Origin of the sequence: Pseudomonas sp. 43(2021) (genome assembly GCF_017490805.1) — a bacterium.
Classification (GTDB): Bacteria; Pseudomonadota; Gammaproteobacteria; order Pseudomonadales; family Pseudomonadaceae; genus Aquipseudomonas.
Genome location: NZ_JAFGYJ010000018.1, coordinates 37,785 through 62,537, shown reverse-complemented (window position 1 = coordinate 62,537; position 24,753 = coordinate 37,785). Strand labels below are relative to the sequence as shown.

Here is a 24,753-nt window from a genome sequence, read left to right as displayed (position 1 = left end):
TTCGGTACACCTATTTCTTGTAAGATAGCGCAATCCCGAATCATGGGAACCTCCAGCCAATGGCGGTACCCTAGTATTAGCTGACAAACCCAACCCTCATCCGGAAGGAGTAATTCCATGTGGACCAAACCTGCATACACTGATCTGCGCATCGGCTTCGAAGTCACCATGTACTTCGCCAACCGCTAAGCCCGGCTTACGGTTCAACGCCTCGGCCTGCCGGGGCGTTTTCGTTTTTTCGCTACGGTTTCTGCAGAGAGAGTGGCCATGTACATCCAGGTTCTCGGTTCCGCCGCCGGCGGCGGGTTCCCCCAGTGGAACTGCAACTGCGTCAACTGCAAGGGCTTGCGTGACGGCACCTTGCGGGCCACGCCGCGCACCCAGTCCTCCATCGCCCTGTCCGACGATGGCGTGCACTGGGTGCTGTGCAATGCCTCGCCCGACATCCGCGCCCAACTCCAGGCCTTTGCCCCGATGCAGCCGGCCCGTGCCCTGCGCGACACCGGCATCAACGCCATCATCCTGCTGGACAGCCAGATCGACCACACCACCGGCCTGCTCAGCCTGCGCGAAGGCTGCCCGCACCAGGTGTGGTGCACCGACATGGTCCACCAGGACCTGACCACCGGCTTCCCGCTGTTCAACATGCTCAGCCACTGGAACGGCGGCCTGCAATGGAACCGCATCGAGCTGGAAGGCAGCTTCGTCATCGAAGCCTGCCCCAACCTGCGCTTCACCCCGTTCCCCCTGCGCAGCGCCGCGCCGCCCTACTCGCCGCACCGCTTCGACCCGCACCCGGGCGACAACCTTGGCCTGCTGGTCGAGGACACCCGCACCGGCGGCAAGCTGTTCTACGCCCCGGGCCTGGGCCAGGTGGATGAGAAGCTGCTGACGATGATGCATGGCGCCGACTGCCTGTTGGTCGACGGTACCCTGTGGGAAGATGATGAAATGCAGCGCCGTGGCGTGGGTACCCGCACCGGTCGCGAGATGGGCCACCTGGCGCAGAACGGCCCCGGCGGCATGCTGGAAGTGCTCGATGGCTTCCCGCGCCAGCGCAAGGTACTTATCCACATCAACAACACCAACCCGATACTCGACGAAGACTCGCCCGAGCGTGCCGAAGTGCTGCGCCGGGGCGTGGAAGTGGCCTTCGATGGCATGAGTATCGAGTTGTAACAGCCAGATCGCACAAGCAACACAGCCCCTGTGGGAGCGGGTTCACCCGCGAAGAATCCCACACAGTGTATGGCACCGGCTTCGCCGGTGTTCGCGGGTAAACCCGCTCCCACAGGGATTGAGCCGAGACTCAGCTTTACAGGAGCCAGCCGAATGAGCGACGCACTGCCAATGTCCCCTGCCGAGTTCGAGCAGGCCCTGCGCGCCAAGGGCGCCTACTACCACATCCATCACCCGTACCACGTGGCGATGTACCAGGGCCGCGCCACCCGCGAACAGATCCAGGGCTGGGTGGCCAACCGCTTCTACTACCAGGTCAACATCCCGATGAAGGATGCCGCGATCCTCGCCAACTGCCCGGACCGCGAAGTGCGCCGCGAGTGGATCCAGCGCCTGCTCGACCACGATGGCGCGCCCGGCGAGGACGGTGGTATCGAAGCCTGGCTACGCCTGGGCCAGGCCGTGGGCCTGGACCCGGACCAACTGCGCTCCCAGGAGCTGGTACTGCCCGGTGTGCGCTTTGCCGTGGACGCCTACGTCAACTTCGCCCGTCGCGCCAGCTGGCAGGAAGCGGCCAGCAGTTCGCTGACCGAGCTGTTCGCCCCGCAAATCCACCAGTCGCGCCTGGACAGCTGGCCGCAGCACTACCCGTGGATCGACCCGGCCGGCTACGAGTACTTCCGCACTCGCCTGGGCCAGGCCCGGCGTGACGTGGAGCACGGCCTGGCGATTACCCTGCAGCACTACACCACCCGCGCGGGCCAGGAGCGTATGCTGGAAATATTGCAGTTCAAGCTGGATATTCTCTGGAGCATGCTCGACGCCATGAGCATGGCCTACGAGCTGAACCGCCCGCCCTATCACTCCGTCACCCAGGAACAGGTGTGGCACAAAGGGATCACCCTATGAGTTTCAACCGTAATCAAGTGCCGAACTGGCGCCCCGGCTACCGCTTCCAGTACGAGCCGGCGCAAAAGGGCCATGTGCTGCTGTACCCCGAGGGCATGATCAAGCTCAACGACAGCGCGGCCCTGATCGGTGGCCTGATCGACGGCCAACGTGACGTTGCCGCGATCATTACCGAACTCGAACAACAGTTCCCCGGTGTCCCGGAAGTGGCCGATGACATCGAGCAGTTCATGGAGGTGGCCCGTGCCGAACACTGGATCGTCCTCGCCTGAGTTACCGCCCACGCCCGCAGTCGGCCTGCCACTGTGGCTGTTGGCCGAGCTGACCTACCGTTGCCCGCTGCAGTGCCCGTACTGCTCCAACCCGCTGGACTTCGCCGCCCAGGGCCAGGAGCTGAGCACCGCACAGTGGTTCAAGGTAATGGCCGAAGCCCGGGAAATGGGTGCCGCGCAAATCGGCTTTTCCGGCGGCGAACCGCTGGTACGCCAGGACCTCGCCGAGCTGATCGGCGAGGCCCGCCGGCTGGGCTACTACACCAACCTGATCACCTCGGGCATCGGCCTGACCGAGGCGCGCATCGCCGACTTCAAGAAGGCCGGCCTGGACCATATCCAGATCAGCTTCCAGGCCAGCGACGAACAGGTCAACAACCTGCTGGCCGGCTCGAAGAAGGCCTTTGCGCAGAAGCTGGAAATGGCCCGTGCGGTGAAGGCCCATGGCTACCCGATGGTGCTCAACTTCGTCACCCACCGGCACAACATCGACAAGATCGACCGCATCATCGAGCTGTGCATCGCCCTGGAGGCCGACTTCGTCGAACTCGCCACCTGCCAGTTCTACGGCTGGGCCCACCTCAACCGCCTGGGCCTGCTGCCGACCCGCGCACAGCTTGAGCGGGCCGAACGCATCACCAACGAATACCGGGACAAGCTCAAGGCCGAGGGCAACCCGTGCAAGCTGATCTTCGTCACCCCGGACTACTACGAGGAGCGCCCCAAGGCCTGCATGAATGGCTGGGGCAGTCTGTTCCTGACCATCACCCCGGACGGCACCGCCTTGCCCTGCCACGGCGCGCGCCAGCTGCCGGTGCAGTTCCCCAACGTGCGCGACCACGACCTGCACCACATCTGGTACGACTCGTTCGGCTTCAACCGCTTCCGTGGCTATGAGTGGATGCCCGAACCCTGCCGCTCCTGCGACGAGAAAGAAAAGGACTTCGGCGGCTGCCGCTGCCAGGCCTTCATGCTCACCGGCGATGCCAGCAACGCCGACCCGGTGTGCGCCAAGTCGGCCGACCACGGCATCATCCTCAAAGCCCGCGAGGAGGCGGAAAGCGCCCAGCTCGCCATTGAACAGATGACCTTCCGCAATGAACGAAACTCCCGTGTCATCGCCCGCGGCTGAGTTCAGCGCGGCCCAGGCGGTTGCCGCCGGCACCGACTTTGCCGAAATCAAGGTCAGCGCCGCGGGGTTGTTCTGGAATGAATTCCGCCCAGCCGATGGCGCCTGCCGTATCTGGCACTGGCAGCGCCAGCAGGCCCGCTGCCTGACCCCCGATGGTTTCAGCGCGCGTAGCCGGGTGTACGAATACGGCGGCGGCAGTTTTTGCCTGGGTGGTGACGGGCTGCTGTTCGTCAACGAAAAGGACCAGCAGGTCTATACCCAGGCCCTGGAAGGTATGGCACCACGTGCCCTGACCGATGATCCCAGCTGTCGCTACGGCGATGTGCAATGGCACGACGGCCTGGTGCTGGCGGTCGAGGAACAGCATGGCGAACGGGTCGAGCATCGTCTGGTCGCCCTGGGTGAACATACCCGCGAGGTGCTCGCCGAAGGTGCCGACTTCTATGCCTCGCCTACGGTGAGTGCCGACGGCCAGCGCCTGGCGTGGGTCGAATGGGACCGCCCGGCACAACCCTGGACCGTCACCCGGCTGATGTGCCGCACACGTGATGCAAGTGGCCACTGGGGGCCGGCGCAATGTGTGGCCGGCGCTGACGAATCGCTGCAACAGCCGCGCTTCGATAGCGCAGGCCGACTCTACTGCCTGTCCGACCGCAAAGGCTTCTGGCAGCCCTGGGGTGAGATCGATGGCCGCTGGCAGGCCCTGCCTGCCGAGCCCGCGGACCACGCTGCGGCGCCCTGGCAACTGGGCGCCAGTACCTGGCTGGCGCTGGGGCCGCAAAGCTATCTGGCCAGCTGGTGCGAAGACGGCTTCGGGCAACTGGGGCTGCGTACTACCGATGGCCGCCTGGAGCGCTTCGCCAGCGCCTACACGCGCTTTCGCAGCCTGGCCATGGATGGCGAACACCTGTACGCCATTGCCGCCTCGCCGATCAGCCCGCCAGCGGTCATCGCCATTACCCGCAGCAACCACGAGGTCAGCGTGTTGGCCGGTGGTGCCGACGTGCTGCCGGCAACGCATATCAGCCTGCCGCAGTCGATCCACTATGGCAGTGACGGTCACCGCGCCCATGGTTTCTTCTACCCGGCCGCCCGCTCGCAAGGGGCTGCACCGCTGGTGGTGTTCATCCATGGCGGCCCGACCTCAGCCTGTTATCCCGTGCTCGACCCGCGCATCCAGTACTGGACCCAACGCGGCTTCGCCGTCGCCGACCTCAACTACCGGGGCAGCACCGGCTATGGCCGGGAATACCGCCAGGCCCTGCACCTGCGCTGGGGCGAAAGCGATGTGGCCGATGCTTGCGCGGCGGTAGATTACCTGGCCGGACGTGGGTTGATCGACCGCCGCAAGGCGTTCATCCGCGGCGGTAGTGCGGGGGGCTACACCACCCTGTGCGCCCTGGCGTTCCATGATGTGTTCCGCGCGGGCGCCAGCCTGTACGGGGTCAGCGACCCGCTTGCCCTTGGCCGGGCCACGCACAAGTTCGAAGGGGACTACCTGGACTGGCTGATCGGCGACCCGCTGCAGGACGCCGAGCGCTATCGCCAGCGTACGCCGCTGCTGCATGCGGGGCAGATCAAGGTGCCGGTGATTTTCTTCCAGGGCGAGCTGGATGCAGTGGTAGTGCCGGAGCAGACACGGTCGATGCTGGCGGCGCTGCAGGCTAACGGGATCGAGGCCGAAGGGCACTTCTATGCCGGGGAGCGGCATGGGTTCCGCAAGGCGGAGAACCTGGCGCATGCGCTGGAAGAAGAATGGAAATTCTATTGCCGGGTGTTGGGGAGCTGAGATTTTGGGCTGCGCTGTCGCACAGGGAACAATGTTCGAGAGCGTGTCACATTCCCTTGTGGGAGCGGGCGCGCCCGCGAAACGGCCAACCCGGTGTATGGCACCGGCTCCGCCGGTGTTCGCGGCGGTTCGACGCCTCGACACGCCCGCTCCCACAGAGCCCTGCTAACTCAATTATTTATGTGTTTGCAGAGCAGCCCCAGCAATGTCACCGCTTGGCGATGATGTACACCGCATGCACGATCCCCGGAATGTACCCCAGCAAGGTCAGCAGGATATTCAGCCAGAACGCCCCGCCAAACCCCACCTGCAGGAACACGCCGAGCGGCGGCAGGATGATGGCGATGATGATGCGAATGAAGTCCATGCGAGTCTCTCCTGAAGGGGTTACTTCACAGACTAGACCCACGTGGCAGAGGTTCCACTGGCAAAAAAAAACGCCCCGGGCCGAATGAAACAGGCCAGGGGCGATGCGCAGGAACGCCAGACGGTTCGTAAAATTCGGATCAGGCCGGTACTTCCCGGCGGGCCTGCTGCCGGGTGTGCAGGCGGGCGAAGGCGCGGGCCAGGCGCAGCAGCATTTCGTCGATGTTGCCCTTGCTCACGGTCAGCGCCGGCGAAAAGCGCACCACATCCGCCTGCGGTGCGTTAAGCAGCAGGCCTTCGTCCAGGGCCGCCGCCACCAGCTCGCGGGCCAGGTTTTCTTTCAGCTGCAGGGCCCACAGCAGGCCTTGCCCGCGCACTTCGCCCTGGCCGTAACGCCCGGCCAGCCGGCTCAGGCCTTCGCGCAGGTGGCGGCCGTTGTCCTGCACCTGGGCGAAGAAACCAGGCTCCAGCACGGTATCCAGCACAGCCAGGCCGGCGGCGCACATCAGCGCGTTGCCGTGGTGGCTACCTTCCAGTTCGCCAGGCTCGGCGCAGCACGCCGTGCCCCGGGCCAGCAAGGCTGCCAGCGGCACGCCACCGCCCAGGCCCTTGCCCAGGGTGATGATGTCGGCGCGCACGCCGTAGGTTTCTTCAGCCAGCAGCGCGCCACAGCGGCCGATGCCGGTCTGCACCTCGTCGAGGATCAGCAGGATGCCCAGTTCGCGGCACAGCGTTTCCACACCCTTGAGGTACTCCTGCGTGGCCGGGATCACACCCGCCTCGCCCTGGATCGGCTCGAGCATGATTGCCACGGTGCGCGAGTCCACCTCGGCGTGCAGCGCCGCCAGGTCGTTGAACGGCACCTTGCTGAAGCCCGGCAGGCCCGGCTCGCAGCGGTTGCACGGCAGCGGGTCGGACGCCGACAACGCCCCCAGGCTGCGGCCATGGCAGGCCTGGCTGGCGGTGATGATGTGGTAGGCGCCGTTGCGGTGCAGCTGGCCCCACTTGCGCGCCAGCTTGATCGCGCCTTCGCAGGCTTCGGCACCGCTGTTGAGCAGGTAGGCCTGGTCGCTGCCGGTGCTCTGGCACAGGCGGTTGACCAGCCCCAGCAGGCCACGGCTGTGGTAGCCCGAGCCCGGGTTGATCAGCGCCTGGGCCTGGTTGCCCAGCGCTTTCACCAGCACGCTGGGGCTGTGCCCCAGGCTGTTGACTGCACCGCCCTGGGTGAAGTCCAGGTAGGCGTGCCCTTCGTTGTCCCACAACCAGGAGCCCTGGCCACGCACGAACACTTGCGCTGCGCGTTCGGTGCTGGGCATCAGGCGCTCACGCGACAGCTGCGGCGCTTCCGGCACGATCACCGGCGCACGCTTGGGCTCGGCGACGGCGGCAGGGGCCGGGCGGCGCAGGTTGAACAGGTTCATCAGGGCTCCAACCAATCACGGTAAAGGGCGGCCACGGTGCGGTCTGGGTGCCGGCACTCGATATTTTGCCTTGCCTATCAAAAGTGTTTTTCATCCGTGGTAACAATCGATCGATTCATCGCTGTAACCCGCTGGAATACGGCGATAGACTAGGCCTCGCGAAGGTTTTCGACCATTTCGTTTTTCCAGCATTTTCGATAAGTGTTACTTATGGATTTCCGCCAACTGCGTTATTTCGTCGCGGTGTATGAAGAAGGCCACGTGGGCCGCGCCGCCGAGCGCCTGTCGCTGTCCCAGCCGGCGCTTTCCCAGCAGATCCGCCAGCTGGAACACAGCCTCGATCTGAGCCTGTTCGAGCGCAGCAACAAACGCCTGCTGCCGACCCTGGCCGCTCATACCCTGTACAACCATGCCCTGCCGCTGCTCGACGGCCTGCAGCGCGCCCACGAGGCCATGCGCAACTTCAAGGGCCAGTCCCTGCGTACACTGGCCATCGGCGTGCTGCAGACCGTGCGGCCGAGCCTGGTGCCGCAGTTGCTGGAACGCCTGCGCAGGGCACAGCCGCACCTCGTGGTGCAGATCTACGAATTGTCGGGGCTGGAGATCGAACGGCGCCTGCTCAACGGCAGCCTGGACATCGGTATCAGCTACCTGCCACCACGCCAGCCGGGGCTGCATGGCCTGCTGCTGTACGAAGACGAGCTGCAACTGGTCATCCCCGCTACCCACCCGCTGAAGGACTTCAAGAAGGTATCCATCCGCCAGGCCGCCGAGCTGCCCATGCTGATGCTGGGCGAGGAATTCCAGATCCGCCAGATCTGGCAGGCGCAGCTGGCCAGCCAGGGGCGTCGGCCGCAGGTGCAGGCCGAGATGAACAACATGGCGGGGATTCTCGACAGCCTGGCCCATACCGCGCTGGCCACCATCCTGCCGGGGCGGGCCAAGGAGGCCGCCGAGGATGATCAGGGGCTGCTGTGGAAGCCATTGAGCGAGCCGCGGGTACCGCTGAAGGTTGGCCTGGTATTCCGCGATGCCCAGCGCCAGCAGGCCTCTGTGGAGCTGCTGCGCACGCTGCTGGAGGAAGAGACGGACGCTCGCCTGTTGGGCGCATCGCCGCTGGATGTGCTGGGCTGAAAAAACACGCGCACAAAGAAAACCCCGCCGAAGCGGGGTTTTCCAGACTGTTTCCCTGTGACATCCGTATCGCCCCGCCATCCTGGCAGGTGTCCTTCGTCGTCATCCTTGATCTGTCCTTTGCGCTTCCTGCGCAACGTCCATGTGGTAAAGATTAACCGTGGATCCAATCTGAGAACAGTGGTGAAAAGTCACCACGTTGTGTAGGAAAAAGCTTACACAGGAGGATTCACTTCCAGATGTGCCTGGAATTGGGGCCGCTTTGCGGCCCCTAAATCCGTCAGAACTGCTCGGCATCCAGCAGGTACAGCGACTCACTCCCCGCTTTCACCGAGGCCACCAGCGAATCCACCCGCGGCAGCAACCGCGCAAAGTAGAACCGCGCCGTACCCAGCTTGCCCGAGTAGAACGCCTCGTCCCCCTCACCCGCCTTGGCCGCCCGCGCCATCAGTGCCCACATGTAGCCATAGGCAACATAACCAAAGGCATGCAGGTATTCGACCGAAGCCGCGCCAATTTCATTCGGGTTGCCCTTGGCTTGTTCCAGTACCCACTCGGTCAACCCGTCGAGCTGGTCGAGGCTGGCCGCCAACGGCTTGGCAAACTCATCCAGTTCGCTACCCGCGCTGGTAATGAACTGGCGAATCTCGTCGGAGAACAGCCGATAGTACGCACCACCGCTGGCCACCACCTTGCGCCCCATCAGGTCGAGGGCCTGGATGCCGTTGGTGCCCTCGTAGATCTGCGTAATGCGCACATCGCGCACCAGTTGCTCCTGGCCCCACTCGCGAATGTAACCATGCCCGCCGAACACCTGCTGGCCGTGCACCGCGCACTCCAGGCCCAGGTCGGTGAGGAAGGCCTTGGCCACCGGCGTCAGCAGTGCCACCAGCTCTTCGCTGCGCTTGCGCACGCTGGCATCTTCGCTGAACTTGGCACTGTCCAGTTGCATGGCCACGTAGCTGGAGAAGGCGCGGCCACCCTCGATCAGCGCCTTCATGGTCAGCAGCATGCGGCGCACGTCCGGGTGGACGATGATCGGGTCAGCGACCTTGTCCTTGGCTTGCGGCCCGGTTGGGGCACGGCTCTGCAGGCGGTCGCGGGCGTACTCAACGGCGTTCTGGTAGGAGCGCTCGGCCGAGGCCAGGCCCTGGATACCAACGCCCAGGCGCTCGTAGTTCATCATGGTGAACATGGCCGCCAGGCCCTTGTTCGGCTCACCGACGATGTAGCCGACCGCTTCGTCGAAGTTCATCACGCAAGTGGCCGAAGCCTGGATACCCATCTTGTGCTCGATCGAGCCACAGGTGGCCGGGTTGCGTGCGCCCAGGCTGCCGTCTTCGTTAACCAGGAACTTCGGCACCAGGAACAGCGAAATGCCTTTCGGCCCCGCCGGTGCGTCCGGCAGCTTGGCCAGCACCAGGTGGATGATGTTCTCGGTCAGGTCGTGCTCGCCGCCGGTGATGAAGATCTTGGTGCCGCTGACCTTGTAGCTGCCGTCGGCCTGGGGCTCGGCCTTGGTGCGGATGATGCCCAGGTCGGTACCGGCGTGCGGCTCGGTCAGGCACATGGAACCGGCCCACACGCCGGCGTACATGTTCGGCAGGTACTTTTCCTTCAGCGCTTCACTGGCGTGGGCATTGATCGACAGGCAGGCGCCGGCGGTCAGCATCGGATACAGGCCGAAGGACAGGCTGGAGGCGTTGACCATTTCCTCGACCTGGGCCGAAATGACCTTGGGCATGCCCATGCCGCCAAACAGCGGATCACCGCCCACGCCGACCCAACCGCCTTCGGCGTAGGTGTTGTAGGCCTCGATGAAACCGGCCGGTGTGCGTACTGCGCCGTTGTCCCAGTGGCAGCCCTCTTCATCCGCAGCGCGGCTGAGCGGCGCAATGGACCTGGCAGTGACCTTGCCGGCTTCTTCCAGCACCGCCATGGCCGTGTCGGCATCGACAACCTCGCCCAGCCCGGGCAACTGCGCCCACTGCTCGGCCACGTTGAAGACTTCATTCAGTACGAAGCGCATGTCGCGCAGGGGCGCTTTATATTCAGCCATGACAACCTCTCGCTAGTCGGGTCGGGGCGGTCTCGGGGAACCGCGACACTGGGTTACAGGCAGTGTAACCGAACAACTTTTACGAGACATAGGGTCATCACTAGACTATATAGTCTATTCCGGTCACGCCGTGCGCACTGCCCCACGCTGCGATTGTTGCCCATGTACCATGACACAATTGCGCCCCGCGCCCTTGGCGCTGTACAGCGCCTGGTCGGCGGATTTCAACACGGCCTCGGGGTTACGATGATCGGTCTGGCGCTCGGCCACGCCAATGCTGATGGTGACCGATACCGTGCCGCCACTGCTACCCGCTCGCCGCTGGCGCCCGGTGGTATCGTCCTGCGGGCGGTTGTGCTGGTCGCGCAGGTGCATCACGTAGTTGGCGATCACTTCGCGCACGGCTTCCACATGCGGCACACATTCCTCGGCGGTCTTGCCGGCAAACACCAGGGCGAACTCCTCGCCGCCATAGCGGTAGGCCCGGCCACCGCCGGTGACCTTGGACAGGCGGCTGGCGACCAGGCGCAGCACCTGGTCGCCCACATCGTGGCCGTGGGTGTCGTTGAATTTCTTGAAGTGGTCGACATCGGTCATGGCGATCACATAGTTGCGGCCCAGGCGCTGCATGCGCTCGTTCAGCGCACGGCGCCCCGGCAGGCCGGTCAGCTCGTCGCGGAAGGCCATCTGGTAGGCCTCGTGCGCCACCGCCGCAGCGATCATCAGCATTACCTGGCTGCACATGATGTTCAGGGTGAACGGCAGGATGAAGGTTTGCGGCAGCATCCAGAAGATGCCCAGCAGCCCTGTGATCAACGCTGCGTGCAGCGGCCGTGGCGCGCGCAGGTATTGCACCACCAGCAGGATGAACACGCCGAGGAACAGTGGGTAGACCATCTGGATCAGGCTCATCCATTGGCCGTGCAAGGTTGGCCAGCGGATTTCCGCCAACCAGGTCAGCAACGCCTCGGGGTAGCTTTGCTCCAGGGCCACCGCCACGCTGCCGACGGCAAACAGCACGGCGCCACGGGCGACCAGGTCCTGCAGCAGATGGGTGCGCTCCTGCCAGGCGCCATACAACCCGAACAGGGCGGGCAGCAGCAGGCACACCAAGTGGAAGATCACCGCCGCGTCTTCGCGCACGCGGCCATGGTCACGGTAGAAGTCGGTCTGGGTATCGAGCAGGAAGTAGGCGATATACACCGTGAGCATCAGGAACAGCTCGCGCTGGCGGCGATACACCGCGCAATAGGCGCCGCCCAGCAGCAGGACCAAGGTAGGCAGGACATTGAACAGCGATGTGAAAAAGACACTGAGGTCTCTCACATAGGCTGCGGCGAGCCCTGCCAGCAACAAGAACAGCGACGGCAGGAAGTGGCTTGCGCGAACAGCGTTAAGACGAAACAAGGGTAATCTCCGACCCGGCAGATCAATAATGGCATTGTGCCCTTACTTCATCGGCAGTGCACATGAACAGTTGAATATGCGGATGGAGTGAACACGAAATTCCGGGTTGCACGCGATCAGTGTGGGAGCGGGTTTACCCGCGAACACCGGCAAAGCCGGTGCCATATACCGTGTCGCATTCTTCGCGGGTAAACCCGCTCCCACAATGATCGTGTAAAACACGGGAATTGTGCCCACCCCAGAATGCAAAAAACCCGCCTGCCGGTGAAGGCAGGCGGGTTTCGCGTACAGCGGTAGGATCAGTACGACAGGCCGAAGTTCTCTTCGTCCATCGCCATCAGGTTGTTGGCACCCGACAGCATGGTCGCCACATGGGTACGGGTACGCGGCAGGATGCGCTGGAAGTAGAAGCGCGCGGTCTGCAGCTTGGCGGTGTAGAACGCCTCTTCGCTGGTACCGGCAGCCAGTTTCTCGGCCGCCAGGCGGGCGATGTCGGCCCAGAAGTAGGCCAGGCAGGCGTAGCCGGAATACATCAGGTAATCGACCGAGGCCGCACCCACTTCTTCACGGTCCTTCATGGCGGCCATGCCCACTTTCATGGTCAGCTCGCCCCACTCCTTGTTCAGCGCTGCCAGCGGTTCGACGAACTCTTTGACCGCCTCGTTGCCTTCCTGCGCCTGGCAGAACTTGTGCACGATCTTGGTAAAGCCCTTCAGCGCTTCGCCCTGGGTCATCAGCACCTTGCGGCCGAGCAGGTCCAGGGCCTGGATACCGGTGGTGCCTTCGTACAGCATGGAAATGCGGCTGTCGCGCACGTTCTGCTCCATGCCCCACTCGGCGATGAAGCCATGGCCGCCGTAGATCTGCACGCCGTGGTTGGCGGCTTCGAAGCCGACTTCGGTCATGAACGCCTTGGCGATCGGGGTCAGGAACGCCAGCAGGGCATCGGCCTTCTTGCGCTCTTCTTCATCCTGGCTGTACTTGACGATGTCCACCTGCTTGGCAGTGAAGTACACCATCGCGCGGTTGCCTTCGGCGAAAGCCTTCATGGTCAGCAGCATGCGACGCACGTCCGGGTGGACGATGATCGGGTCAGCGGCCTTGTCCGGTGCTTTCGGGCCAGTCAGGGAGCGCATCTGCAGGCGCTCACGGGCGTACTTCAGGCCACCCTGGAAGGCTACCTCGGCGTGGGCCAGGCCTTGCAGCGCAGTGCCCAGGCGAGCGGTGTTCATGAAGGTGAACATGCAGTTCAGGCCTTTGTTGGCCGGGCCGATCAGGTAGCCGGTGGCGCCGTCGAAGTTCATCACGCAGGTGGCGTTGCCGTGGATACCCATCTTGTGTTCGATCGAGCCGCAGCTCACGCCGTTGCGCTCGCCCACGCCGCCTTCGGCGTTGGGCAGGAACTTCGGCACGATGAACAGCGAGATGCCCTTGGTGCCGGCCGGTGCGTCCGGCAGGCGGGCCAGGACGATATGGACAATGTTGTCGGCCATGTCGTGCTCACCGGCCGAAATGAAGATCTTGGTGCCCGACACCTTGTAGCTGCCGTCGGCCTGTGGCTCGGCCTTGGTGCGCAGCATGCCCAGGTCGGTACCGCAGTGTGGCTCGGTCAGGCACATGGTGCCGGTCCACTCGCCGGATACCAGCTTGGTCAGGTAGGTGTGCTGCTGCTCGGCGGTGCCGTGCGCCGAGATGGTGTTCATCGCACCGTGCGACAGGCCCGGGTACATGCCCCACGACCAGTTCGAACCGCCGACCATTTCGCTCAGGGCCAGGCCCAGCGACTCTGGCAGGCCCTGGCCGCCGTGCTCGACGTCATGCGCCAGGCTCGGCCAGCCACCTTCGACGAACTGCTGGTAGGCCTCTTTGAAGCCGGTCGGGGTTTTCACGCCCGATTCGCTCCAGGTGCAGCCTTCCTGGTCACCCACGCGGTTCAACGGCGACAGCACCTGCTCACAGAACTTCGCGCCTTCTTCGAGGATCGCATCGACCATGTCGGGCGTGGCGTCCTGGCAACCCGGCAGGCTCTGATAGTGCGCCTCATAGCCGAGCAGCTCGTCGCGAACGAAGCGGATATCACGCAAGGGGGCTTTGTAATCAGGCATTGCGATGAACCTCTAGGTGAGTTCTGTGGAGGTGACCCGCGCTTGGCGGTCGTCGATCAAACAGTTGTTTGAAACTTACGTTTAGCTCCGCCTGATGTCAAGGATGGACTATGGTGCCATTTACGCCACGAAAAATGGCAAAACTGACAAGCCATGATACATACACCTGTGGGAGCGGGTTTACCCGCGAATGGACCAGCCCGGAAAACAGAAGTGTCCGGGCGGACGCATTCGCGGGTAAACCCGCTCCCACAGGGATAGCGACAGGTTCGGGAGAGCCGCCGTATCAGGCGTAGGTGTCGATGATCCGGCCGAGCATTTCGTCGGATGCCTTGACTACCTTTGCGCCAAGCTCGACTTCAAGCTTGCCCACCGCCAGCTGCACGGTGCTGGTGGCCAGGTCCATCTGCTGGCTGCGGTCGACCGCGCGCAGGCGTTCGGCCTGAAAATCGCTGGACTGGCTGGTGGCGGTACGTTCGGCGGTGGTATTGGCGATCTGGCTGGCGGCCTGATCGACGCGGTTCTGGCCGGTCTGGATTGCGCTCAGGCCCGCGTAATAGGCGGAGCTACCGGTGATTTCCATGTCAGGACTCCATTGACGCTGGATGACGAACAGGGCCAATTAAAACAGGCCCGGGGCGAAAAGGCCCGTTTAAATCCCTAATGGCCCGGTGCCAGTTGATAGGCCATGGGTATTCCTGCACCGGCCTCTTCGCGGGTAAACCCGCTCCCACAGGATCTCCATGTTTTCTGAGACTTGTGCAGTACCTGTGGGAGCGGGTTTACCCGCGAAAGGGCCAGGCCTGGAAACGGCTAATCCAGCAGATCCAGCTGAAGGTGTTCAGCCACCATGTCGGCACTGGCCTGCTTCAACTTGGGCACCCGCCCCAGGCAAGGCGCCGGCAAGCGTTCGGCCAGGCTGGCCAGGTTCTCTTCCAGGCGCGAAGTACGCGGCTCGATGATGTTTGCCACCCACCCCGCCAGTTGCAGCCCGTCACGGGCAATCGCCTCGGCGCTGAGCAAGGCGTGGCTGATGCACCCCAGCCGCACCCCCACCACCAGGATCACCGGCAGCTTGAGGGCAATGGCCAGGTCGGACATGTTGGCTTGCCCCGACAATGGCACGCGCCAGCCACCGGCCCCCTCGATCAGGGTGAAGTCGGCATTTTGTTGCAGCACATTGCGCATCGCCGCCAGCAGCTCCGGCACGGCAAGCGTCACCCCGGCCTCGCGCGCCGCCACGTGCGGTGCGATGGCCGGCTCGAAAGCAAACGGGTTGACCTGCTCGTAGGGCAGCTTGATCGAGCTTTCATCGATCAACGCCTGAGCGTCGCTGTTGCGCAAGCCTTTCGGCGTCATCGTGCACCCGGAGGCCACCGGCTTGGCCCCCAGCGTGCTCAAGCCTTGCGACCGTGCCGCATGCAACAGCCCGGCAGCGATGGTGGTCTTGCCAACATCGGTATCGGTACCGGCAATGAAATAGGCCTGACTCATCTCGCTCCCCTTACGCCTGTGGCTTGCGCAACACACCATAGACCACCTGGTAGGTGGCTGGCAGCCCCTCGGGCTGGCGAAATGCCTCATAGGCCTGCAGCAGGCCCTGCATGCGGGCCCGGCCGGTAAGCCCGGAAGGCCGGCCAGGGTTCAGGTTGTGGGCACCGAGGGCCTTGAGTTCATGGGTCAGGCTGCGCACATCCGGGTAGTGCAGCACGTGCGGGCAGCGCTGCAGCCCAAGCTGTTCGAAGCCGCTGGCGGCGCACAGACGCTGATAGTCCTCGAAACGGCGGAAGCGGTTCACGTGCACCAGGCCATCCACCGCCTGCCAACTGGCGCGCAGTTCATCGAGGGTACCCACACACAGGCTGCTGAAGGCCAGCACGCCGCCCGGGCGCAGTACTCGCAGCACTTCTGCCAGCACGCTTGCGAACTGGTCGCACCACTGCACGGCCAGGCTGGTAAACACCAGGTCGACGCTGGCATCACGCAGTGGCAAACGCTCGGCATCACCGGCCACATGATAGTGCGCCCCGCCCTGTTCGTTGCGAGCATGGCACAACATGCCCTCGGCGATATCCACCGCCACGCCGCTGGCCTGGGTGAACCGCTCGGCCAGCGCCCGGCTGAAATGACCGGTGCCGCTGCCCAGATCCAGCCAGCGTGACGGCTGCAAGCCTTCCGGCAACTGCTCCAGCAGGTGCGAACCCACCGCACGCTGCAAGGCTGCCACGCTGTCGTAGCTGGCCGCGGCGCGGGAGAACGAGGCCGCCACCTGGCGCTTGTCGGGCAGCGCGCCGGGCAGGGTCGGACGGGAAAGGTCAGTCATCGCCACTCTCATGCAGGAAACTCTTGATGCCCGCCGCCAGTTCCTGCGGATACTCCAGCAGGAACGCGTGGGAACTGTCTTCGACCAGGCCCACCTCCACATCGGGCAGCAGCTCGCTCAGCGCTTTTGCCGCCTCGGCCGGCACCAGCGCGTCGCTGCCGGCGAACAGGTGCAGCTGTGGGCCACCGTAGGCCTGCAGGGCTTCGCGGGTGTCCAGCCTGGCCAGCACTTCCAGGCCGGTGGCCAGGTACAGCGGGTCGGTATCCGGTACGCCGACACCCAGCTGGCGTAACAATGTGCGGGGTTGCAGGGCGCCATCGCTGCACAGTGTGCGGAAGCGCTTGAGGGTGACCTGGGTATGGTTGCGGCAGCCGTCGAGGAAGGTGCCGAAGGTGTCTTCGGCCATGCCGTGGGGCCAGTCCGGGCGAGCTACGAAACTAGGGTTGCTGGCCAGGGTCAGCAGGCCGCAGCAATGGTCGCCGCGCTTGTGCGCCAGGGCGCTGGCCAGCATGCCGCCGAGCGACCAGCCGCCCAGCCAGACATCGCTCGGCAGCTTGCGGTCGAGGTGGTCGACCCAGGCCTGCACATCGCTGTGGGGCAGTTCCGGCAAGGGCATCAGCTCCACCTGCAGGCGGGCGTCCTGGGCACGCAGGCTGGCGGCCAGCGGCTCCAGGGAAGCAGTGCCCAGGCCCCAGCCAGGCAACAGAACAAGTCGATTACGCATCGGCGCTCTCCAACTGTGGATAACACTCGGCCAATGCATTCAACAATAGCTGCACCTGCGCCTCGCTGTGCGCCGCGCTCAATGTCACCCGCAGGCGCGCGCTGCCCGCTGGCACGGTGGGCGGGCGGATGGCCGTAACCAGCAAGCCGCGCTCACGCAGCATGCGTGACAGGCGCAGGGCCTGCGCGCTGTCGCCGATGACGATTGGCTGGATCGGTGTCGGGCTGTCCATCAATACCAGGCCGATCTGCTGCGCGCCTTCCCGGAACTGGCGGATCAGCGCTGCCAGATGCTCGCGGCGCCAGGTCTCACGGCGTAGCAGTTCCAGGCTCTTGAGCGTGGCACAGGCCAGGGCCGGTGGCTGGCTGGTGGTGTAGATGTACGGGCGGGCGAACTGCACCAGCGCTTCGATCAGCTCTTCGCTGCCGGCCACAAAGGCGCCAGCGGTACCGCAGGCCTTGCCCAACGTACCGATCAGCACCGGCACGTCATCCACGCCCAGACCAAAGTGCTCGACAATACCGCCGCCCCGGGTGCCGAGGGTACCCAGGCCATGAGCATCGTCGACCATCAACCAGGCGCCGCGGGCGCGGGCGACAGCGGCCAGCGCCGGCAAGTCGGCCAGGTCGCCATCCATGCTGAACACGCCGTCGGTCACCACCAGCGTATTGCCGACGGCCTTGTCCAGGCGACTGGCCAGGCTGGCCGGGTCGTTGTGCAGGTAGCGGTTGAAACGGGCGCCGCTGAGCAGCCCGCCATCCAGCAGCGAAGCGTGGTTCAAACGGTCCTGAAGCACCGTGTCCCCCTGCCCCACCAGCGCGGTGATGGCGCCCAGGTTGGCCATATAGCCTGTGGAGAACAGCAACGCACGCGGGCGCCCGGTGAGCTCGGCCAAGGCCTCTTCCACCTGATGGTGCGGCGTACTGTGGCCGATCACCAGGTGCGAGGCACCGCCACCGACACCCCAACGCTCGGCGCCGGCCTGCCAGGCAGCGACTACTTCAGGGTGGTTGGCCAGGCCCAGGTAGTCATTGCTGCAGAAGGCCAGCAAGCGCTGGCCATCGACCACTACTTCCGGCCCCTGCGGGCTTTCCAGCAATGGCCGCTGCCGATACAGGTCTGCAGCACGCCGTTCGGCCAGACGCGCCGCCAGGTCGAAGGCCATCTCAGGCCGTCGCGGCGTTGTAGAACATCTCGCTGCTGCGCTGTTCGACCAGCGCCTGCTCGATCGCCGCCTGGTGCACTTCGTCGGCGTGCTCTTCACGCGCTTCGGGCTTGATGCCCAGGCGTGCGAACAGCTGCATGTCCTTGTCGGCCTGCGGGTTGGCAGTGGTCAGCAGCTTTTCACCGTAGAAGATCGAGTTGGCGCCCGCCATGAAGGCCAGGGCCTGCATCTGCTCGTTCATCTGCTCACGGCCGGCGGACAGGCGCACGTGCGACTTGGGCATGAGGATACGGGCCACGGCCAGCATGCGAATGAAGTCGAACGGGTCGACGTCCTCTTCCTCGGCCAGCGGCGTGCCGGCCACCTTGACCAGCATGTTGATCGGCACCGACTCCGGGTGCTCGGGCAAGTTGGCCAGCTGGATCAGCAGGCCGGCGCGGTCGTCCAGCGACTCGCCCATGCCAAGGATGCCGCCGGAGCAGATCTTCATCCCGGCATCGCGCACGTAGGCCAGGGTCTGCAGGCGCTCGCTGTAGGTGCGGGTGGTGATGATGCTGCCGTAGAACTCCGGCGAAGTGTCGAGGTTGTGGTTGTAGTAGTCCAGGCCGGCCTGGGCCAGAGCCTTGGTCTGCTCCTGGTCGAGCTTGCCGAGGGTCATGCAGGTTTCCAGGCCCATGGCTTTCACGCCTTTGACCATCTCCAGCACGTAGGGCATGTCTTTGGCCGACGGGTGCTTCCACGCCGCACCCATGCAGAAGCGGGTAGAACCGATGGCTTTGGCGCGGGCAGCTTCTTCCAGCACCTTCTGCACTTCCATCAGCTTCTGTTTTTCCAGCCCAGTGTTGTAGTGACCGGACTGTGGACAATATTTGCAATCTTCCGGGCAGGCGCCGGTCTTGATCGACAGCAGGGTCGAAACCTGAACGCGGTTCGGGTCGAAATGCGCGCGGTGCACGGTTTGCGCCTGGAACAGCAGGTCATTGAACGGTTGCTGGAACAGCGCCTTGACCTCGGCCAGGGACCAGTCGTGACGTGTTGTTGCAGTTGTGCTGGCGCTCATTGGCGTTTCCTTGTTTAGGCTGAAGCTGGCGCCGGGACAGGAAAGCCCGCCAGCGCATCACGGATAGCTCGCATAGTCATGGAAGGCCTATGAACTGTCAACCACAGCTGAAAAGACTGGTTTACAAGTGCTCACTTATTAATCAAACGTGCTTGCTGTGCGATGAGCCTGCCGATCAGCCCTACCCGCTGTGCATCGCCTGCGAGCAGGAACTGCCCTGGCTGGGCGACCAGTGCCTGCGCTGCGCCCTGCCGTTGCCCATGGCCGGCCTGACCTGCGTCCCGTGCTGCCGCCGCGCACCGGCCTTCGAGCAGGTGATTGCACTGTGGCATTTCGGCTTTCCGGTGGACACGCTGATCAGCCGTTTCAAGCACAACCGCCAGTGGCCTTTGGGCCGCCTGATGGCCGAATTGCTCGGGCATGGGCTGTTGCACCGCTTTGCCGAAGGGCTGCCGCGCCCCGACCTGTTGTTGCCTGTGCCCTTGGCCAAAGGTCGACTACGGGAGCGGGGGTTCAACCAGGCGGGGATGCTCGGACGCTGGCTGTCGACGCACGTGGGGGTACGTTGCGACGAGCGGTTGCTGCTGCGCACACGAGAGACGCCTGCGCAGCAACAACTGGATGCCAAGGCCAGGCGACGCAACCTACGCCAGGCGTTTGCGGTCACGGGCGAGTTGACGGGCAAGCACGTCGCCATTGTCGATGACGTGCTGACAACCGGTACCACAGCCCAAGCCATTGCCCAAGTGCTGCGCAAGGCCGGGGCGCAGCGGGTGGATGTGTACTGCCTGGCGCGTACGCCCAAGCCGGGTTATCTGTGATTTCAAGGGCCTCATCGCCGGCCAGCTCCCAGAGTGAGCGCATGTACATTTAAATTTTGAGCAAGACAGTTGCTCCTACACACTATCCATCCTCAGGCCCCACAAGACTGAATGCCCATGTCCCTGCCCCCCCTCCTCACCCAGCACATCGCCCGCCGGCCCCAGCGCATTGCGCTGCTGCAGCACATTGCCGAAGAAGGGTCGATCACCCGCGCCGCCAAGGCCGCGGGCATCAGCTACAAGGCTGCCTGGGACGCCATTGACGAACTCAACAATCTGGCTCGCCAGCCCTTGGTCGAGCGCAGCACCGGCGGGCGTGGCGGCGGTGGTGCCCGCCTGTCAACGGAAGGCGAGCGAGTACTGCGTCTGTATCAGAGGCTGCAGGTCCTGCAGGCGCAAATCCTCGAAGCAGCGGAAGAGTCCAGTGACCTCGACCTGCTCGGTCGGCTGATGCTGCGTACCAGCGCGCGCAACCAGTTGCAGGGCCAGGTCAGCGGCCTGCGTCGTGAGGGTCGGCATGATCGTGTCAGCCTGGCGTTGGGCGGTGGGCTGGAGATCGAGGCGTTGATCACCCCCGACAGCACCGCGCGGCTTGAGCTGACCCTGGGCACGATGGTGGTGGCGCTGCTCAAGGCGGGGTGGGTGAGGTTGTTGGCCGACGAGGAAGAGGCCGAAGCGGGGAGTAATTGCCTGCGGGCGACGGTGGAGGAGGTGCTGGCGGAGGCTGATGGGCCTGGTGAGGTCAGGTTGGCGTTGGGGAATGGGCAGACGTTGTGTGCGTTTGCCGAGGCGGATTGGTTGGCTGGGCAGCAGGTGGCAGCTGGCAGTTCGGTGCGGGTTCAGTTTCATCCCTCCTATGTATTGCTTGGGATTCCTGCATAGCCTGGCCGCGCTTTGCGCGGTTCGCGGGTAAACCCGCTCCCACAGGTGCATCGTTTCCCTGGCGGCTGCGCCGTCCATGTGGGAGCGGGTTTACCCGCGAAGAGGCCGGTACAGGCATAACGCGTTACCATGGCCCCCACGCCGCCTATCCCCGGAGCCACCATGTCCCACCCCTTCGACACCCTCACCCCTGACCTGGTCCTGGACGCAGTGGAAAGCCTGGGCTTTCTCAGCGATGCCCGGGTGCTGGCGCTGAACAGCTACGAGAACCGCGTCTACCAGGTGGGCATCGAGGGCGCGCAACCGCTGATCGCCAAGTTCTACCGCCCAGGCCGCTGGAGCGATGCGGCCATCCTCGAAGAACACGCCTTCACAGCCGAACTGGCCGACTGCGAAGTGCCGGTGGTTGCGCCAATGCAGCACGACGGCCGCACCCTGTTCGAACACCGGGGCTTTCGCTTCACCCTGTTCCCCCGCCGCGGCGGCCACGCCCCGGAGCCAGGCAACCTCGACCAGCTCTACCGCCTCGGCCAGTTGCTCGGCCGCCTGCATGCCGTCGGCGCCAGCAAACCATTCCAGCACCGCGAGGCGCTGGCTGTGGACAACTTCGGCCACGCCTCGCTGAATACCTTGCTGGAAGGCGATTTTGTCCCCCGCGAGCTGCTGCCGGCTTTCGAATCGGTGGCGCGCGACCTGCTCAAGCGGGTGGAGGACATCTATGCCCGCACGCCGCACCAGCTCATTCGCCTGCACGGCGACCTGCACCCCGGCAACCTGATGCACCGCGACGAGGTGTACCACGTGGTCGACCTCGACGACTGCCGCATGGGCCCGGCGGTGCAGGACCTGTGGATGATGCTGGCCGGCAGCCGCGAGGAGCGCCTGGGGCAACTGGCCGAGCTGATCGACGGCTATAACGAATTCCACGACTTCGACCCGCGCGAACTGGCGCTGATCGAACCCCTGCGCGCCCTGCGCCAGCTGCACTACAGCGCCTGGCTGGCACGGCGCTGGGACGACCCGGCGTTCCCGCCCAGCTTCCCTTGGTTCGGCCAACCGCGCTACTGGGGTGACCAGATTCTTGCCCTGCGCGAACAGATGGCCGCGCTGGATGAGCCGCCGTTGAAGTTGTTCTAAGTTCTGCGTCAGAAAGAATCGACCTGGCAGACACCCCATCGCGCAAGCCGGCAAACGCAAATGTCGGCCCTCTCCCGCAACTTCCTTACATGCTGAACCTAGCATTTTTGCCAGTAGGCAAGGCGGGAGGCTGGGTGTAAAAAAACTCCCGAGGCAATGCGGGATTTTCAGCAATGAATAAAGCAAACCGTGGCGTACTGATCGGGCGCATGCTTCCGGCCAAATCCCTCCATCACAATAAAGTCCACTTCAAGCATTAAGTTCGACCCGGCACCGCAATTAATGCGAGCACCAAAACCCAGTGAACCATGGCCAATCACAATATTCCATGGCGATAGCGCTCGAACTCATAAACCCTTCCAAGCGAGAAACTCATGAACAGCTCTACAAAACAGTCGCTCGAACAGTTCCTGGAAGAACTAGCCAAAGTACGTAAGAATTTTGGCTACCCGGTAATTGTGGCATTTGATCGAAAAACTGCAAACCATGTATTGAAGCAAGAATTTATCGAGCGGTATGCGGGCGGACTGTTTCTGGACCCGATGAATAGCGAGGTTGATATTGAAGCAGGCCTTTCCTATCACCAGCTTCAGGATTTCTGCCTGGATGAACCCAGGCTATCATTTGAGAATTCAGACCTCAGTAATTCCAAAGCCAAGTTAATGATGCGAAGTGTGCGAGGCAAACAGATTCAGTTAAGCCAGTCGATAGGTAGCACACGCAGGCGGGTTACGCGACTGGCGGAGGCAACACCTGTCAATGGCCCATCTCTGGTATTTGACGTCGACTTGATAAGTGATAGGGGAGAGGTTTCCAAGGAGGGTAGAGCCTATTTCAGCTTTATCACCAAAAGTAACTATTACTTTTATGGCGGCGTAACATCATTTGAAATCGAAAAACTTGGGCAACATTTCAGTCGATTCTTTAACGACTACGCTGAAGCGCCTGAGGAAAGGGCTCGAATCGAGTACACATTGGGCCAGCTTTCGAATCTGGCGAACTCTCCACTAAAGCCACATAGATTTGCAATACGTACCCATGGTGCCCCCGGAGCAGGACGTGTAAACACGGAAGGCTTTGGCGACGGTGCTGTCGTTCTATTTGTCGAACTGGAAGGGTTCGACAGTGATGACGCTAGCCCGCCAGACGAGAATAGAAAGCTCCCTTATCTTTTACCGGAGGGCCTCAGTGCCAACGTGCTGCTGCACTCGAATTTCATTATAGCAAACCTGATAATTCCGAAGTTAAAGTCTAGCGATTCGTCTGTTCGCCTGCTTGACTGGAAAGCCATGCATATCAACACCTCGAATAACATTGAATACATAGCTGCTGGAAAATTCAAAATTGCCGAAATGAATTACGGCAAAGTCGGCCAGGACTACATCAGATTCCATGCGGAAGCCTTTGACTATATCGCACCCGCCGAGGGTAATACCAAAGAGAAGCTCAGGATAAAGCACGATAAAGACCGACTGATCATTGAGTGGATTGGAACCACCGACAGATATGCACGAGTAACCTGGGGTTATGATGAAAATCCGGGCGTAACTGACGGCAGACTGACCACAGTCTGGAACTTCCAGCACCAGTATAAATTCTCAGTAGACGACCAGGAAGGCCGACACAAACTGGTTCTTTCGCGAGTTGGAGGAAGCGGGTCCTTCAACTGGTACGTATCTGACAAACTGGACGAGGCCCTTGACGATAAAAACCAACATATCAGGGACTTTATTGAAGAGCGCTTGAAGAAAAACTTCGATGACTTCCTGTTTGGTGTAAATGACTCCTTCGCCGGTATAAGTACTGAAGTAGACACCTTCATCCTTTCGTCACTACTGTTCCGCAACTCGCAAGTCACCCTTGAGTCGGCACATTGGCCGAATGACGTGACCGCCCTGGGTCAACTGGCGCCTGAGCGAAACAAGCTCACAATTACCAGAAGCGACGACAAACCGATCGACAACGGTGAAACCAGCGTACTGCCCGGCGGGAGCATAACCTTCAAGACCGAAGCCGCCAGCGGAGGCGTAACATGGAGCGTACGTCACCTCCCTGATTACAACGGTGACAACCCTACAGGCACAATCCACCCGAGTACCGGAACTTACTCCGCGCCCGCTGCCGACCAATTCGAAGGCAGTCACATCAAGGTCATCGTTAGCGCTCAAATAGGCAGTGCGGTTTCTCATGTACTGGTGAGCGTTCTGCGAACCAGTATCAGTATCTACCCCTCCATCGCGACCGTAAACCTGAACGCCTATACCGATATAGTCGCTGGCGAAATGAACAGAAATGACATCAGCATGAAAGTCGAAGGGCTGGGTGACCTGGTCGACGCGCCCGACCCCGACCCTCTAGGTCAGGTAAACAAACGCTACCTCCCCCCCAAACAGGTGCCAGAGTGGGAAGAAGGCATGCCCAAAGTTGATTCGGTACTGCGTCTTGATAAAGTAGTGGTCAGCAGTAAGACTTTCACCAAGACCGTCCATATACTCTTGCCTGTTGAAATGGAAGGCGCTTATTGGCTGAAGCCAAAGCAGGGGCAAGCAGGTGTGGAGCTTGAATTCTGGGTGAAGCCCAATGGCAGGCCGGAGCAGCAAGTACCAAAGGAACAAACCTCATGGCATGTGCGTGTCGGCAATGGCACAATCGACGACGGTATCTACACGCCACACCCTTCCAGGCCGGACGATGAGTACATTGTCATCGTGGCGATCCATGACGGGCAATTCGTACCTCAATACGCCAGTTTGATTCTGCCCATTCCCTTTGTCAGTGCTGAAAAATTCCTGGCTCTTTATGCATCCGTTGAAGCTAGCGACAATTCGCGTAGGGCGCGCATAAACCGGGAATGATCGGTTGGGTGTG

22 protein-coding genes are annotated in these 24,753 nt (G+C 62.9%); 11 read left to right on the top strand and 11 right to left on the bottom strand.

Annotated features, from left to right (window positions below; all coding sequences use genetic code 11):
- Window positions 1–117 precede the first annotated feature (117 nt).
- From pqqA to J5M71_RS16700, 6 genes are all read left to right on the top strand, one after another.
- On the top strand, window positions 118–189 hold the full coding sequence (gene pqqA / locus J5M71_RS16725) for a pyrroloquinoline quinone precursor peptide PqqA (protein WP_003243383.1): 72 nt from the start codon (window positions 118–120) through the stop codon (window positions 187–189).
- A gap of 78 nt (window positions 190–267) precedes the next feature.
- Window positions 268–1,179: a pyrroloquinoline quinone biosynthesis protein PqqB gene (pqqB, locus tag J5M71_RS16720; protein WP_207834107.1), complete on the top strand. Its 912-nt coding sequence runs from the start codon at window positions 268–270 to the stop codon at window positions 1,177–1,179.
- Between the two features lie 153 nt (window positions 1,180–1,332).
- Window positions 1,333–2,088 (top strand): pyrroloquinoline-quinone synthase PqqC, encoded by a 756-nt coding sequence (gene pqqC, locus J5M71_RS16715; RefSeq protein WP_207834098.1) that lies wholly within the window; start codon window positions 1,333–1,335, stop codon window positions 2,086–2,088.
- Entirely contained in the window at window positions 2,085–2,360 is a 276-nt protein-coding gene (gene pqqD, locus J5M71_RS16710) for a pyrroloquinoline quinone biosynthesis peptide chaperone PqqD (RefSeq protein ID WP_207834089.1), read from the top strand. The genes pqqC and pqqD overlap by 4 nt, the downstream gene beginning before the upstream one ends.
- Window positions 2,332–3,492, top strand: coding sequence for a pyrroloquinoline quinone biosynthesis protein PqqE (pqqE, locus tag J5M71_RS16705; RefSeq protein ID WP_207834087.1), 1,161 nt, complete (start codon window positions 2,332–2,334; stop codon window positions 3,490–3,492). Before pqqD ends, pqqE begins: the two co-directional genes overlap by 29 nt.
- Complete coding sequence (locus tag J5M71_RS16700) at window positions 3,458–5,281, top strand: S9 family peptidase (protein WP_207834078.1); 1,824 nt, start codon at window positions 3,458–3,460, stop codon at window positions 5,279–5,281. The genes pqqE and J5M71_RS16700 overlap by 35 nt, the downstream gene beginning before the upstream one ends.
- Before the next feature lie 208 nt (window positions 5,282–5,489).
- Here J5M71_RS16700 and J5M71_RS16695 read toward each other — a convergent pair whose 3' ends face one another.
- On the bottom strand, window positions 5,490–5,648 hold the full coding sequence (locus tag J5M71_RS16695) for a YqaE/Pmp3 family membrane protein (protein WP_009681539.1): 159 nt from the start codon (window positions 5,646–5,648) through the stop codon (window positions 5,490–5,492).
- A 139-nt stretch (window positions 5,649–5,787) separates the two neighbouring features.
- Window positions 5,788–7,068 (bottom strand): aminotransferase class III-fold pyridoxal phosphate-dependent enzyme, encoded by a 1,281-nt coding sequence (locus J5M71_RS16690; RefSeq protein ID WP_207834076.1) that lies wholly within the window; start codon window positions 7,066–7,068, stop codon window positions 5,788–5,790.
- Window positions 7,069–7,278: 210 nt separating this feature from the next.
- Between J5M71_RS16690 and J5M71_RS16685 the strand changes: the two genes are divergently transcribed.
- Entirely contained in the window at window positions 7,279–8,202 is a 924-nt protein-coding gene (locus J5M71_RS16685; protein WP_004375209.1) for a LysR family transcriptional regulator, read from the top strand.
- A 280-nt stretch (window positions 8,203–8,482) separates the two neighbouring features.
- Here the strand turns inward: J5M71_RS16685 and J5M71_RS16680 are convergent, their stop codons facing one another.
- The 9 genes from J5M71_RS16680 to bioB form a co-directional block, all read right to left on the bottom strand.
- Window positions 8,483–10,261, bottom strand: a complete 1,779-nt coding sequence (locus tag J5M71_RS16680) for an acyl-CoA dehydrogenase C-terminal domain-containing protein (RefSeq protein ID WP_207834074.1) — start codon at window positions 10,259–10,261, stop codon at window positions 8,483–8,485.
- 123 nt (window positions 10,262–10,384) lie between these two features.
- Window positions 10,385–11,668, bottom strand: coding sequence for a GGDEF domain-containing protein (locus J5M71_RS16675; RefSeq protein WP_207834072.1), 1,284 nt, complete (start codon window positions 11,666–11,668; stop codon window positions 10,385–10,387).
- A gap of 299 nt (window positions 11,669–11,967) precedes the next feature.
- Window positions 11,968–13,773 (bottom strand): phenylacyl-CoA dehydrogenase, encoded by a 1,806-nt coding sequence (locus J5M71_RS16670; protein ID WP_133970035.1) that lies wholly within the window; start codon window positions 13,771–13,773, stop codon window positions 11,968–11,970.
- Between the two features lie 286 nt (window positions 13,774–14,059).
- The gene (locus J5M71_RS16665) at window positions 14,060–14,356 is read right to left on the bottom strand and encodes a hypothetical protein (RefSeq protein ID WP_025337434.1); all 297 of its coding nucleotides are present in this window, start codon (window positions 14,354–14,356) and stop codon (window positions 14,060–14,062) included.
- A gap of 230 nt (window positions 14,357–14,586) precedes the next feature.
- Window positions 14,587–15,267, bottom strand: a complete 681-nt coding sequence (gene bioD, locus J5M71_RS16660; protein ID WP_207834063.1) for a dethiobiotin synthase — start codon at window positions 15,265–15,267, stop codon at window positions 14,587–14,589.
- Window positions 15,268–15,277: 10 nt separating this feature from the next.
- The gene (gene bioC, locus J5M71_RS16655; protein ID WP_207834061.1) at window positions 15,278–16,096 is read right to left on the bottom strand and encodes a malonyl-ACP O-methyltransferase BioC; all 819 of its coding nucleotides are present in this window, start codon (window positions 16,094–16,096) and stop codon (window positions 15,278–15,280) included.
- Complete coding sequence (locus tag J5M71_RS16650) at window positions 16,089–16,820, bottom strand: alpha/beta fold hydrolase (RefSeq protein ID WP_207834059.1); 732 nt, start codon at window positions 16,818–16,820, stop codon at window positions 16,089–16,091. The genes bioC and J5M71_RS16650 overlap by 8 nt, the downstream gene beginning before the upstream one ends.
- A complete protein-coding gene (bioF, locus tag J5M71_RS16645) occupies window positions 16,813–17,985 on the bottom strand; it encodes an 8-amino-7-oxononanoate synthase (protein ID WP_207834057.1) in 1,173 nt (390 codons plus the stop codon). Before bioF ends, J5M71_RS16650 begins: the two co-directional genes overlap by 8 nt.
- Window position 17,986: 1 nt before the next feature.
- Window positions 17,987–19,045 (bottom strand): biotin synthase BioB, encoded by a 1,059-nt coding sequence (bioB, locus tag J5M71_RS16640; RefSeq protein WP_013970556.1) that lies wholly within the window; start codon window positions 19,043–19,045, stop codon window positions 17,987–17,989.
- An 89-nt stretch (window positions 19,046–19,134) separates the two neighbouring features.
- Between bioB and J5M71_RS16635 the strand changes: the two genes are divergently transcribed.
- The 4 genes from J5M71_RS16635 to J5M71_RS16620 all read left to right on the top strand — a co-directional run bounded on the left by J5M71_RS16635 (window position 19,135) and on the right by J5M71_RS16620 (window position 24,740).
- Window positions 19,135–19,866 (top strand): ComF family protein, encoded by a 732-nt coding sequence (locus J5M71_RS16635; protein WP_207834055.1) that lies wholly within the window; start codon window positions 19,135–19,137, stop codon window positions 19,864–19,866.
- 117 nt (window positions 19,867–19,983) lie between these two features.
- Window positions 19,984–20,748 (top strand): TOBE domain-containing protein, encoded by a 765-nt coding sequence (locus J5M71_RS16630; RefSeq protein ID WP_207834053.1) that lies wholly within the window; start codon window positions 19,984–19,986, stop codon window positions 20,746–20,748.
- Between the two features lie 162 nt (window positions 20,749–20,910).
- Window positions 20,911–21,885, top strand: coding sequence for a serine/threonine protein kinase (locus J5M71_RS16625; protein ID WP_207834044.1), 975 nt, complete (start codon window positions 20,911–20,913; stop codon window positions 21,883–21,885).
- A 374-nt stretch (window positions 21,886–22,259) separates the two neighbouring features.
- Entirely contained in the window at window positions 22,260–24,740 is a 2,481-nt protein-coding gene (locus J5M71_RS16620; protein ID WP_207834026.1) for a hypothetical protein, read from the top strand.
- Window positions 24,741–24,753: the final 13 nt, after the last annotated feature.